This is a genomic window from Kitasatospora sp. NPDC002965 (assembly GCF_040611255.1).
Taxonomy (GTDB): Bacteria; Actinomycetota; Actinomycetes; order Streptomycetales; family Streptomycetaceae; genus Kitasatospora.
Genome location: NZ_JBEXNT010000207.1, coordinates 1 through 11,789, shown reverse-complemented (window position 1 = coordinate 11,789; position 11,789 = coordinate 1). Strand labels below are relative to the sequence as shown.

Annotated in this window: 12 protein-coding genes; 3 read left to right on the top strand and 9 right to left on the bottom strand. The window is 74.0% G+C overall.

Annotated elements, in window-relative coordinates; genetic code table 11:
* The 4 genes from ABZY91_RS39755 to rimP all read right to left on the bottom strand — a co-directional run.
* On the bottom strand, positions 1–353 hold a 353-nt coding region (locus tag ABZY91_RS39755), incomplete at its 3' end, for a translation initiation factor IF-2 N-terminal domain-containing protein (protein WP_355408858.1).
* A 251-nt stretch (positions 354–604) separates the two neighbouring features.
* A complete protein-coding gene (locus ABZY91_RS39750) occupies positions 605–853 on the bottom strand; it encodes a YlxR family protein (protein WP_355408856.1) in 249 nt (82 codons plus the stop codon).
* Positions 854–998: 145 nt separating this feature from the next.
* On the bottom strand, positions 999–2,018 hold the full coding sequence (nusA, locus tag ABZY91_RS39745; protein ID WP_355408854.1) for a transcription termination factor NusA: 1,020 nt from the start codon (positions 2,016–2,018) through the stop codon (positions 999–1,001).
* A 57-nt stretch (positions 2,019–2,075) separates the two neighbouring features.
* Positions 2,076–2,651, bottom strand: coding sequence for a ribosome maturation factor RimP (gene rimP / locus ABZY91_RS39740; RefSeq protein ID WP_329877510.1), 576 nt, complete (start codon positions 2,649–2,651; stop codon positions 2,076–2,078).
* A 303-nt stretch (positions 2,652–2,954) separates the two neighbouring features.
* On the opposite strand from rimP, the gene ABZY91_RS39735 reads away from it, so the two are divergent.
* Both ABZY91_RS39735 and ABZY91_RS39730 read left to right on the top strand, forming a co-directional pair.
* Positions 2,955–4,139 carry a ferritin-like domain-containing protein gene (locus tag ABZY91_RS39735; protein ID WP_355408860.1) on the top strand — a complete coding sequence of 395 codons (1,185 nt, stop codon included), beginning with the start codon at positions 2,955–2,957 and terminating at the stop codon, positions 4,137–4,139.
* Positions 4,140–4,351: 212 nt separating this feature from the next.
* Positions 4,352–5,275 carry an aminoglycoside phosphotransferase family protein gene (locus tag ABZY91_RS39730; RefSeq protein ID WP_355408852.1) on the top strand — a complete coding sequence of 308 codons (924 nt, stop codon included), beginning with the start codon at positions 4,352–4,354 and terminating at the stop codon, positions 5,273–5,275.
* Here ABZY91_RS39730 and ABZY91_RS39725 read toward each other — a convergent pair.
* The 5 genes from ABZY91_RS39725 to dxr form a co-directional block, all read right to left on the bottom strand.
* Positions 5,248–5,826 (bottom strand): GNAT family N-acetyltransferase, encoded by a 579-nt coding sequence (locus tag ABZY91_RS39725; protein ID WP_329877506.1) that lies wholly within the window; start codon positions 5,824–5,826, stop codon positions 5,248–5,250. The two genes, ABZY91_RS39730 and ABZY91_RS39725, sit on opposite strands and share 28 nt — an antisense overlap.
* 88 nt (positions 5,827–5,914) lie before the next feature.
* Positions 5,915–6,808: a GNAT family N-acetyltransferase gene (locus ABZY91_RS39720; RefSeq protein ID WP_355408849.1), complete on the bottom strand. Its 894-nt coding sequence runs from the start codon at positions 6,806–6,808 to the stop codon at positions 5,915–5,917.
* A gap of 134 nt (positions 6,809–6,942) precedes the next feature.
* Positions 6,943–8,103: a flavodoxin-dependent (E)-4-hydroxy-3-methylbut-2-enyl-diphosphate synthase gene (ispG, locus tag ABZY91_RS39715; protein ID WP_329877501.1), complete on the bottom strand. Its 1,161-nt coding sequence runs from the start codon at positions 8,101–8,103 to the stop codon at positions 6,943–6,945.
* A 138-nt stretch (positions 8,104–8,241) separates the two neighbouring features.
* Positions 8,242–9,546 carry a site-2 protease family protein gene (locus ABZY91_RS39710; RefSeq protein ID WP_329952552.1) on the bottom strand — a complete coding sequence of 435 codons (1,305 nt, stop codon included), beginning with the start codon at positions 9,544–9,546 and terminating at the stop codon, positions 8,242–8,244.
* Between the two features lie 93 nt (positions 9,547–9,639).
* A complete protein-coding gene (gene dxr, locus ABZY91_RS39705; protein WP_329952553.1) occupies positions 9,640–10,884 on the bottom strand; it encodes a 1-deoxy-D-xylulose-5-phosphate reductoisomerase in 1,245 nt (414 codons plus the stop codon).
* A 139-nt stretch (positions 10,885–11,023) separates the two neighbouring features.
* Here dxr and ABZY91_RS39700 point away from each other — a divergent pair, with 139 nt between their 5' ends.
* Positions 11,024–11,689, top strand: coding sequence for an NAD(P)H-binding protein (locus ABZY91_RS39700; protein ID WP_355408846.1), 666 nt, complete (start codon positions 11,024–11,026; stop codon positions 11,687–11,689).
* Positions 11,690–11,789 lie beyond the last annotated feature (100 nt).

Sequence of the window (11,789 nt, the reverse complement as noted above, 5' to 3'; positions counted from 1 at the left end):
GTTGCGGGGGCGGCCGGGGCGGCGGGAGCCGCGGCGGCCGGGGCCGGACGGGGACCCGGGGTCGCGGCAGGGCGCGGTCCCGGGGTGGGCCCACCCGGCCTGGGTGCGGCCGCACCGGCGGCGGCGCCACCGGTGGGCTGGGGCGCCGCGGGCTTCCGCGGGCCCGGCTTGGCAGCGGAGCCCCCACCGGTGGGGGCCACTCCCAGCGCGTCAGTCAACTTGCGTACGACCGGCGCCTCGATGGTCGAGGACGCCGAACGGACGAACTCACCCAACTCGGTGAGCTTGGCCATCACGGCCTTGCTCTCCAAACCGAGCTCCTTGGCGAGTTCGTAAACCCGGACCTTAGCCACTTCACTCCTGATCTATGAGTCCGGGGTGTCTCGTCCGCCGGACCGTCGCTACTTCATGGGCGTACCCATCGCGTACTCATCGCGTACTCATCGAGTGCTCATCGCAATCTCGACCTACTTCCACATCGCGAGGTACCTGACTGGTGGCACGGCGTGCGGCTGCCCGCCCGCCGTGCTTGTTGCGGTGGTTCTCCGCCGCGCGAGCGGCGGCCGTGACGAGGGGGTGCCCCACCGGACCTGGCCTGGGAAGCTCAGGGCTCCGGGGTGTCGCCCGCCCGTTCCCCGAGGTACTCGCGGATCCGCTCGGTGTCGAGCGTGCCCTGGAGCCGGAAGGCCCGGGGGAACGCCCGTCTGCGGACCGCGAGGTCGAGGCAGGCCGGTTCGGGGTGCAGGTGAGCGCCCCGGCCCGGCAGTGCGCCACAGGGATCGGGGACGCAGACGCCCTCGACCGCCGTGACACGCAACAGCAGGTGCTTGGCCGCGCGCTTTCGGCAGCCCACGCAGGTGCGTTCCGGGCGTGCTCGGACGTGCGTCCGGCCAGACGAAGGCAAGTCTACCCCTCCGGAGGGACATGGCGCCGCCCCGCCGATCCGGGGAGGATCCGCAGGGGGCTCGTGCGGCACCGACCGGCCGGCAGAACCGCGGTCAGTCACCGGCCCGGTCGCCGGCCTCGGAACGGCCCTCGGGCTGGCCCTCGGTGTCCGGACGGATGTCGATCCGCCAGCCGGTGAGACGGGCGGCGAGGCGGGCGTTCTGCCCTTCCTTGCCGATCGCCAGCGACAGCTGGTAGTCCGGCACGATCACCCGTGCGGAGCGGTGCTGGAGGTCCACGATCTCCACGCTCGTCACCCGCGCGGGGGACAGCGCGGCGGCGACCATCTCGCGCGGGTCCTCCGACCAGTCGACGATGTCGATCTTCTCGCCGTGCAGCTCGCCCATCACCGCGCGCACCCGGGAGCCCATCGGGCCGATGCAGGCGCCCTTGGCGTTCAGGCCCTGGCGGCGCGACCAGACCGCGATCTTGGTGCGGTGGCCCGCCTCGCGGGCGATCGCCGCGATCTCCACGCTGCCGTCCGCGATCTCCGGGACCTCCAGCGCGAACAGCTTCTTGACCAGGCTCGGGTGGGTCCGGGACAGCGTCACCGACGCACCGCGGACGCCCCGGCGGACCGCCACGACGTAGCACTTGAGTCGGGTGCCGTGCCGGTAGTCCTCGCCCGGGACCTGCTCCTGCGGCGGCAGGATGGCCTCCAGCTTGCCGATGTCGACCAGCACGTTCTTCGGGTCGTTGCCCTGCTGGACGACACCGGTGACGATGTCGCCCTCCTTGCCGGCGTACTCACCGAACGTCTGGTCGTCGGCGGCGTCGCGCAGCCGCTGCAGCATCACCTGCATGCCGATGCTGGACGCGATCCGGCCGAAGCCGTTCGGGGTGTCGTCGAACTCCTTGGGCTCGACGCCCTCGTCCAGCTCCGCCGGGTCCTCGGTGGCCCACACGGTCACGTGGCCGGACCTGCGGTCCAGGTCGACCCGGGCCCGGCGGCGCGAGCCCTCGGTGCGGTGGTACGCGGTGAGGAGGGCCGACTCGATCGACTCGACCACCAGGTCGAAGGGGATGTTCTTCTCGCTGCTCAGCGCGCGCAGGGCACTCATGTCGATGTCCACGGCTACGCCTCCTCGTCTTTCGTCACGTTCATCATGGTGCGGTCGGTGCGAAGGTCGTCACTGCGCACCGTCGTCCCCCTCCTCCGAGGAGTCGCCCGCCAGGGCGTCGTCCGCGTCGTCCGCGAAGTCCGGGGTCTCGTCGAGAAGCTGCTCGTCCTTGCGGTTGAACTCCACCTGGACGCGCGCCCGGTCGACCTCGGTGTACTCCAGACGGCGCTCCTTGGGCCGGCCGCGGCCCTTCACGGGCTGCACCTCGACCAGTGCGCCGTCCTCGTCGGCCGACAGCACCCGGGCGACGATCTCCCCGCCGTCGACCAGGTTGATCTTGGCCAGTCGGCCCTCGGCGCGGATCCAGTGCCGCGGTGCGCCCAGCGGACGCTCGGCACCCGGCGAACCGACCTCCAGCACGTACGCGCCGGCGCCCATCACGTCCGACTCGTCCAGGGCCTCGCCGACCACGCGGCTGAACTCCGCGATGGCGTCCAGGTCCACGCCGCCGTCGGCGTCCACGTCGATCTGGACCTGCCGGCGGTTGCCCGCCTGGGTGACCTTCACGTCCTCCAGGTCCAGGCCCGCCTGCGCGGCCAGCGGCTCCAGCAACGCACGCAGCCGGTCGGTGTGGGTGGTGCTCATCCGGGTGGACTCCTCGGCCGCGTGTGCTGTTGTCGGAAGGGCGCGCCGCCTTCCCGGGCGCCGGTCCGGCGCACGCCGGGTCCCGGCAGCTCGGCCCAAAGCGTAACCGGTGAAGCGCCCAACCACCGATTCCGGACCCGTGCGCCCGCCCGGCCCGCACCCGGTGCGAGCAAGGTCACACCGGCCCCGCGCCCCGACCGGCAACGCAATCCCCGCCCGGGGACGTGAGGATTCTGTAATCATTCACGCCAACGAGGGCAGGCGGGCAGGCCGTCCTCCCGTACACGCCCCGGAGTGACGCCGATGCAGCCGCCCAGCCGACGGACCTTCCTGGCCCTCGGGCTGCTCCTCGCCGCCGGCGGAGCCCTCACCGCCTGTACGGACGGGCCGGACACCGGTACCGGCGGCACCGCCGGCGAGCACCGCCGCCCCGACCCGGACGAGCCCGTCCGGCTGCGCGCCGTCGCCGCCACCGACGCGCTGCTCGCCGGGTACGACTCGCTGCTCGCCGGGTCCGGCGCCGGGCAGGCGGCGCAGCTCCAGCCGTTGCGCGCCGAGGTCGTCCAGCACCGGGCCGCGCTGGCGGCCGGACTGCCGGAGGCCTCGTCCAGTCCGTCCGGCCCGTCCAGTCCGTCCGGCGTGGCCGGCCCGTCCGGTTCCGGGTCCGCCGCTCCCACGGCGTCCGCCTCCGCCTCCTCCGTCCCCCCCGGTGCGACCGGCACCACGGGCACCACCGGCACCGCCGTGACCAGCGCCGCCGCGCTCGCCTCGCTGGAGCGGCAGACCGCCCAGGCCAGGCTGGCCGACCTCGGCGCCGCCTCCCCGCAGCTGGCCCGGCTGCTCGCCTCGGTCTCCACCGCCGGGGTGCTGCACGCCGTCGCCCTCGGGGACACCCCTCCGCCGACCGTCCCGGCCCCGGCGCCGACCGACCCGCCCACCGGGTCCGCCGCGACCGGGTCCGGCAGCCCCGAACCCGCCGCGACGGCTTCCGGCACGCCCGTCGCCACCGAGGCGGTCGCCGCGTTCCAGACCGCGCTCGGCGCCGAGCACGCCGCGATCTACGGCTACGGCGTCGTCGGCGCCCGCCTGCCCGACGACCAGCAGCGCGCCGACGCCCGTACCGCGCTCGCCGCACACCAGGCCCGGCGGGACGCCTGGCAGCGGCTGCTCGGCGCGGCCGGTGCCACCCCGAGTGCCGCGGCGGCCGGCTACCAGCTGCCGTTCGCCGTCACCGACGCGGCGGGCGCCGCCCGGCTGGCCGCCCACGTCGAGACCCGGCTCGCCGGCGTCTACGCCGACCTGGTCGCCGCCGTCGCCACCCCCCGGCGGGCCACCGCCACCGACGCGCTGCGCGAGTGCGCCCTCCGCGCCCGTCGCTGGGGCGCCGCGCCCACGGCGTTCCCCGGCATCCCCGAGACCGGCGACACCGCGTCCCCGACGGCCCCCGGGAGCGCCTCCCCGACCGCGGCGGCCTCGCCCACCGCCTGACCCGTCCCCGTCGTCCGGGCCCGTCCCCCACCTGTCCCCACCTGTCCCCGCCGCACGCCGCCGTGCGCCGCCCCACCCCCGCCGACCTGCGCCTTCACCCCCGCCCGGGCGGCCCCGGCCCGCCCCCGCCCGCAGCACTGACCTGCGGTTTCGGCCCCATGGTCGACAATGGACGGGTAACACCACGGGGGAACGGCTACCGGAAGGCCAGCATGTCGGCAGCACCAGGGCAGATCACCGTCCCCGCGTGGCTGGCGCGGAGCGTCGTCGCCGGCCGGGGCGAGGAGGGACGGCGCTGGGTGGCGGAGCTGCCCGACCGGGTGGCGGCGCAACTCGCCCGCCGGGACCTCACGCTGGAGCGGATCCTCGACCCGGGCGGCAGCCTGAGCCTGGTCGCCTACGTCCACCGCGACGACCTCTCCCCCGCCGTCCTCAAGATCGGTCTCCGGACCCCCGAGACCGCCCGCGAACCCGACGCCCTCGCCGTGTGGGCCGGCCGCGGCGCCGTCCTGCTGCTGGAGGCCGACCCGGCCGAGGGGGTGCTCCTGCTGGAGCGGCTGCACAGCGAGATCCCGCTCCGCTCGCTGGCCGAACCGAAGGCGATGCTGGAGGCGACCAGCCTGCTGCACCGGCTCTGGGTGCCGCTCCCCGAGGGCCACCCCTTCCCGCTGCTCGCCGACCGGACGGCGGGCACCGCCGAGGCCCTGCACCGGCACCGCGGGCTGCCCGGCGCCGGGGAGGCCGACGCCCTCGTCACCGAGGCGCTGGAGACCGCCGGAGGGCTGACCGCCTCGGCCACCGAGGAGTTCCTGCTGCACGGCGACTTCCACCACGGCAACGTGCTCGCCGCCGACCGGGCCCCCTGGCTGACGATCGACCCGCGGCCACTGGCCGGCGAACGCGCCTACGACCTGGCCCGGCTGACGCTGGACCGGGCGGACACCCTGATCGGTTCGCCGGGCGTGCCGGCCGCCGTCCGGCGCCGGCTGCACCAGCTCGCCGACGCACTGGAGGTCGACCGGGAGCGGCTGCGCGGCTGGACCCTCGTGCGCGCCGTCGAACTGGGGCTGGGCGCCCTGGCGGCCGACCGCCGGCCGGACGCCGAGCTCTACCTGGAGTTCGCGGGCGCGCTCTGAGCCGATCCGGTCGGTGCCTGCAACGGCAGCCGAGCGCCCATCACCGCGTAGAGCCGGTCGGTGTTCGGGAAGTGCACCGCGCGGGCGAGGTCCCGGTAGCCGAGCGCGCGGTAGAGCCGGCGGGCGGGCGTCTCGGCGTCGATCGCGGAGAGGATGCTGCGGTCCAGCCCGGACCGCTCGCAGAGGGTGCGGATCAGCGCGGAGCCGACGCCGCGGCCCTGGAACTCCGGCAGCACGTGCAGCTCGGTGATGGCGAACACCCCGTCCAGCCAGTCGCCGTGGCCCCGGGCGACCAGGTAGGGCTCGATCACGGAACTCCACCAGTGCTCGCGCCGGTTGGGCATGCCGTACCCGAAGCCGACCAGCCGGCCGCCGCTCAGCGCGCCCAGCGCGACGACCCCGGGCTGCTGCGCGTGCCGGCCGACGATGTGCAGCCGGACCATGACCTCCTCGGGCGTCAGCCCGAACGCCACAGCCTGGACATCGAGCGCCTGCGGAGCCCACGCCGCAAGGTCGATGGCCTCGATCGTCACCCCGGTCAGCTGATCCATGACCCGGACGTTACTACCCGTCCGGCCCGCGCGCGGGCCGGGTCGGGGACGCCGGTCCGCCGGGCGGTTCCCGGTGCCACGGCGCCGGTCAGAACAGCACGCTCATGAACGCGCCGACCTCGCGGAAGCCGACCCGGTGGTAGGCCGCGCGGGCCCGCAGGTTGTAGTCGTTGACGTAGAGCGAGGCGACCGGGGCGATCTCGCGCAGGGCGATGTCGAGGACGGCCGCCATACCCGTCTCGGAGTGGCCGCGACCGCGGTGCCCGGGGGCCACCCAGACGCCCTGGATCTGGCAGGCGCCCTCGGTGACCGCTCCGATCTCGGCCTTGAACACCACCTCGCCGTCCTCGTCGAAGCGGGCGAAGGAGCGTCCCGAGGCGACGAGTTCACCGACCCGGGCCTGGTAGAGCAGCCCGCCGTCACCGGCCAGCGGGGAGACGCCGACCTCCTCCGTGAACATCGCCACGCAGGCCGGCATCAGCGTCTCGACCTCGTCCCGCCGCACCCGCCGCACCAGCGGGTCGGGGGCGATCTCGGCGGACGGCACGGCCGTGGCCAGCAGCGGCTGGTGGGCACGGACCTCCCGGGCCGGGCCCCAGCTGCGCTCCAGCAGGGCCCAGAGGGCGGCGGTGGGGCCGGCCGGGCCGACGACGGAGGAGCAGCGGCGGCCCTGACGGCGGGCCCGCTCGGCGAACGCCTGGACGGCCTGCGGTCCGGCTTCGACCAGCACGAGGTTGGCGCCGGCGTAGCAGAGCGCGTCGAGTTCGCCGCGCTCGTCGTACCAGCCCCACATCTCGCCGCCGAGGCGCCAGGGATCGAGGCCGACCGCCTCCACCCGGGTGGCGACGAAGGCGTTGGCGACCGGGTCCCGGCGGAGCACCGCGAGAGCGTCGGCGAGGTCCGACGGCTCCAGTACGCGAGTGGTCGCCAGGGCGCGGGCGGCCTGGAACGAGCTGGGGAGCATCACACCTCGATCGAGCATCGAGACAGCACCTTACTGAGACGACTCTGGCCGCACCCTACTCCCCGGCCCCACCCGGCTACGGCCGCGGGGCCGTCCGCGCACGGACGGCCCCGCTTCCGGAAGAACGGCGAACTACCGGGCACCAGGGCCGGTCACTCTCCGGCGATGACGGTCGGCGCACCGGACTCGACGCCCGCGGCCTGCATCTGCTCGGCGAGCTTGAGGGCCTCCTCGATCAGGGTCTCCACGATCTTCGACTCGGGGACGGTCTTGATGACCTCGCCCTTGACGAAGATCTGGCCCTTGCCGTTGCCGGAGGCGACGCCGAGGTCGGCCTCGCGGGCCTCGCCCGGACCGTTGACGACGCAGCCCATGACGGCGACGCGCAGCGGCACCTCCATGCCCTCCAGGCCGGCGGTGACCTCCTCGGCGAGCTTGTAGACGTCCACCTGGGCGCGGCCGCAGGACGGGCAGGAGACGATCTCCAGGCCGCGCTCGCGCAGGCCGAGGGACTCCAGGATCTGGTTGCCGACCTTGATCTCCTCGGCCGGCGGGGCGGACAGCGAGACCCGGATGGTGTCGCCGATGCCCTCGGCGAGCAGCGCACCGAACGCGACCGCGGACTTGATGGTGCCCTGGAAGGCGGGGCCGGCCTCGGTGACGCCGAGGTGCAGCGGGTAGTCGCAGGCGGCCGCGAGCTGGCGGTAGGCGTTGATCATCACGACCGGGTCGTTGTGCTTGACCGAGATCTTGATGTCGCGGAAGTCGTGCTCCTCGAAGAGCGAGCACTCCCAGAGCGCGGACTCGACCAGCGCCTCGGGGGTGGCCCGGCCGTACTTCTCCAGCAGGCGCTTGTCGAGCGAGCCGGCGTTGACGCCGATCCGGATCGGCACGCCGGCGGCCCCGGCGGCCTTGGCGATCTCGCCGACCTTGTCGTCGAACGCCTTGATGTTGCCCGGGTTGACCCGCACCGCCGCACAGCCGGCGTCGATCGCGGCGAAGACGTACTTCGGCTGGAAGTGGATGTCGGCGATCACCGGGATCTGCGACTTCCTGGCGATGATCGGCAGGGCGTCCGCGTCGTCCTGCGACGGGACGGCGACCCGCACGATCTGGCAGCCGGAGGCGGTCAGCTCCGCGATCTGCTGGAGCGTGGCGTTGATGTCCGAGGTCAGGGTGGTGGTCATGGACTGCACCGAGACGGGAGCGTCACCACCGACCGGTACGTTGCCGACCATGATCTGACGGGAGACACGGCGCTTGGCGAGCGGCTTGAGCGGCAGAGACGGAATACCGAGCGAGATCGCGGTCATGTGCGCAGGGTTCCCCGGGGTTGAGGTGTGGTCGGCCCGGTCGAAGACGGCCGAACCCGGGCGCGCCGACGATCGCACACCCGGGCTCCAACGGTACGGCACCGGGACCGACACCCGTGCACCACCGGTCCCGGCGGGTTAACTGATCTTGACCGGGTTCACCAGGTCGGCGACCAGCACCAGCAGAGTGAACCCGATGAACACGCTGGCCACGACGTACGCCAGCGGCATCAGCCGGGCCACGTCGAACGGACCCGGGTCGGGCCGCCGGAACACCTGTGCGAACCGGCGGCGGATCGACTCCCAGACCGCGCCCGCGATGTGACCGCCGTCCAGCGGCAGCAGCGGCAGCATGTTGAAGAGGAAGAGGGACAGGTTGATCCCGGCGAGCAGGTTCACGAAGTAGGCGACCCGCTGGGTGCCCGGGATGTCGAGCGCGAACACCTCACCACTCACCCGCGCCGCCCCGACCATGCCGATCGGCGAATCGACCTCGCGCGGCGTCCCGTCCACCACCGAGTGCCAGAGACCGGGGACCTTGCCGGGCAGCGCCGCCAGCGACTCCACCCCGTTCTCCGCCATGTCGTACATCCGGTCGAGGGACTGCCCGAAGCCCAACCGGACGATGCCGGAGGCCGGCGTGAAGCCGAGGAAGCCGGCCCGCACCGTCTCGCCCTTGACCGGCAGGCCCTCGGCGTCGTACTTCTGCACGTCGTTGACGGCGATGGTGGGGTTCAGGGTCAGCTCCTTGCCGTCCCGCTCCACCACCAGCTCCACCCGCTTGTCCGCCGACTTCCGGATGTCGGCCTGGAGCTGTTCGTAGTCGGTGATCCGGTTGCCGTCGAAGGAGATCACCTTGTCCCCCGGCTTCAGCCCCGCCTGGAACGCCGGCGCCGGCAGCGCGTCCGCCGGGCAGGTGTCGGTGGGCTGCCCCGCCTTCACCACGCACTCCGAGACGGTGCCGATGGTCGGCACGGACATCGGGACGCCGAAGCCCATCATCACCGTCAGGAAGAGCCCGAAGGCCAGGATCAGGTTCATGAACGGGCCGGCGAACATCACGATCACGCGCTTCCACGGCTTGCGCGTGTAGAAGAGCCGCGTCTCGTCGCCCTCCTTGACCTCCTCGTACGAGGCCTCCCGGGCGTCCTCGATCATCGTCCGCCAGGGCGAGGTACTGCGCTGGGTGATCCGCCCGTCCGCACCGGGCGGGAACATCCCGATCATCCGGATGTACCCGCCCAGCGGAACCGCCTTGAGGCCGTACTCGGTCTCGCCCCTGCGCCGCGACCAGATCGTCGGGCCGAAGCCGACCATGTACTGCGGCACGCGGATGCCGAACAGCTTGGCCGTGGAGAGGTGGCCGAGCTCGTGCCAGGCGATCGAGAACAGCAGCCCCAGTGCGAAGACCAGGATGCCGACCACCGTCATCACCGTTGCCACTGCTGCTCCTCCGTCATGCCACTCCGCTCATCCTGTCGTCGTACCGGTCGTCCCGGTCGGCCCCGTCACCCGGGTCCGGTCCGGAGACCGGCGTCAGCCGGCCGCCAGCTCGCGGGCCCGGGCGCGCGCCCAGTCCTCCGCGTGCAGGACGTCCTCGACCGTCAGCGAAGTTCCCGTCGCCGGCCGTCCACCGTCGTACTGTCCGTGCTCCGCCACGACCTTCGCAACAGTGTCCACGATTCCGGTGAAGGCGAGACGGCCGCCCAGGAAGGCCTCCACACACTCCTCGTTCGCCGCGTTGAAGACCGCCGGGGCCGTCCCGCCCAGCGTCCCCACCTCGCGGGCCAGCTCGACCGCCGGGAAGGCCTCGTCGTCCAGCGGGAAGAACTCCCAGGTCGCCGCCTTGGTCCAGTCACAGGCCGACGCCGCGTCCGGCACCCGGTCCGGCCAGCCCAGGCCCAGCGCGATCGGCATCCGCATGTCCGGCGGGCTCGCCTGGGCCAGCGTGGAACCGTCCGTGAACTCCACCATCGAGTGGACGACCGACTGCGGGTGGACCACGACCTCGATCCGGTCGAACGGCACGTCGTACAGCAGGTGCGCCTCGATCACCTCCAGGCCCTTGTTCACCAGGGTGGCCGAGTTGATCGTGACGACCGGGCCCATCGCCCAGGTCGGGTGCGCCAGCGCCTCCGACGGGGTGACACCCGCCAGCTCCGCACGGCTGCGGCTGCGGAACGGACCGCCGCTCGCCGTCACCACCAGCTTGCGGACCTCCGCCCGGGTGCCGCCGGCCAGCGCCTGGAACAGCGCGGCGTGCTCGGAGTCCACCGGGACGATCTGACCCGGCCGGGCCACCGCCTTCACCAGTGGACCGCCGACGATCAGCGACTCCTTGTTGGCCAGCACCAGCACCCGGCCGGCCCGCAGCGCCGCCAGCGTCGGACGCAGGCCGATCGAACCGGTGATGCCGTTCAGCACCGAGTGGCACTCCACGCCCGCCAGCTCGGTCGCCGCGTCCGGACCGGCCAGCACGGCCGGCAGCGGACGGCCCGCCGCCTTCGCCGCCAGGGCCTCGCGCAGCGCCGGCTCGGCCGCCGGATCGGCCACCGCCACGGTGTGCACGCCCAGCTCCAGGGCCTGCTCGGCGAGCAGTTCCACCCGGCCGCCGGCCGCCGACAGGGCGACCACCCGGAACCGGTCCGGGTTACGGCGCACCACGTCGATGGCCTGGGTACCGATCGAACCGGTGGAACCGAGGATCACCAGCTCCCGGGGGCCGGAGGGGTCGTTCACCTCGGGGGTGAACCGCAGCTGCGGGTGGGCGAGCGAAGTCATGCGCCCATTGTGTCCTGCCCGGCCGTCTCCCCCGGACGCCGGGCCGTCCCCGCGCGGCTCCGGAGCTCCCGGCCGCACGGGGATCCCCCCCGGGCGGCTCCCCGGGCACCGGACGGACTCCCGGGCTACCGTCGGAACCATGCGTACCGTCATCGCCGGAGGCCACGGACAGATCGCGCTCCGGCTCGAACGGCTGCTCGCCGACCACGGCGACCGGCCCGCCGGCATCATCCGCCGCCCCGAACAGGCCGAGGACCTGGCCGCCGCCGGGGCCGAACCCCTGCTGCTCGACCTGGAGACCGCCACCCCCGCCGCCCTCGCCGACCTGCTCACCGGCGCCGACGCGGTGGTCTTCGCGGCCGGCGCCGGACCGGGCAGCGGAGCCGACCGCAAACTCACCGTCGACCGGGACGCCGCCGTCCTGCTCGCCGACGCCGCCGAACTCGCGGGCGTCCGCCGCTACCTGATCGTCTCCTCGATGGGCGCCGACGCCGGGGCGGCGTACCCCGACGACGAGGTCTTCGAGACCTACCTGCGGGCCAAGGGCGCCGCCGACGACGCCGTCCGGGCGCGCACCACGCTGGACTGGACGGTGCTGCGCCCCGGGCGGCTCACCGACGGCCCGGGCACCGGCCTGGTCCGGCTCGCCCCCTCGACCGGCCGCGGCGCGATCGACCGGCAGGACGTCGCCGCCGTCCTCGCCGCCCTGCTGCACGAACCGGCGACCGCCGGGCAGACCCTCGAACTGACCGCCGGCGACGCGACCGTCGCGGAGGCCGTCGCCGCCGCCGCCGGCCGCGACTGACCACGCCGTTACCCCTTCTTCCCCGGACGTGGGGGGGGGGGGCGGGGGCGGGGGGGGGTGGGGCGGGCGCGCCGGCGGGCGGGCCGGGCCGGCCGGGGAC

What these genes read in the sequence shown, in the direction of transcription:
- ABZY91_RS39735 (WP_355408860.1), top strand. Translation starts at nt 2,955, where the DNA reads ATGCAGCCGCCCAGCCGACGGACCTTCCTGGCCCTCGGGCTGCTCCTC.
- dxr (WP_329952553.1), bottom strand. Translation starts at nt 10,884, where the DNA reads ATGACTTCGCTCGCCCACCCGCAGCTGCGGTTCACCCCCGAGGTGAAC.
- ABZY91_RS39700 (WP_355408846.1), top strand. Translation starts at nt 11,024, where the DNA reads ATGCGTACCGTCATCGCCGGAGGCCACGGACAGATCGCGCTCCGGCTC.
- rimP (WP_329877510.1), bottom strand. Translation starts at nt 2,651, where the DNA reads ATGAGCACCACCCACACCGACCGGCTGCGTGCGTTGCTGGAGCCGCTG.
- ispG (WP_329877501.1), bottom strand. Translation starts at nt 8,103, where the DNA reads ATGACCGCGATCTCGCTCGGTATTCCGTCTCTGCCGCTCAAGCCGCTC.
- ABZY91_RS39730 (WP_355408852.1), top strand. Translation starts at nt 4,352, where the DNA reads ATGTCGGCAGCACCAGGGCAGATCACCGTCCCCGCGTGGCTGGCGCGG.
- ABZY91_RS39725 (WP_329877506.1), bottom strand. Translation starts at nt 5,826, where the DNA reads ATGGATCAGCTGACCGGGGTGACGATCGAGGCCATCGACCTTGCGGCG.
- ABZY91_RS39720 (WP_355408849.1), bottom strand. Translation starts at nt 6,808, where the DNA reads ATGCTCGATCGAGGTGTGATGCTCCCCAGCTCGTTCCAGGCCGCCCGC.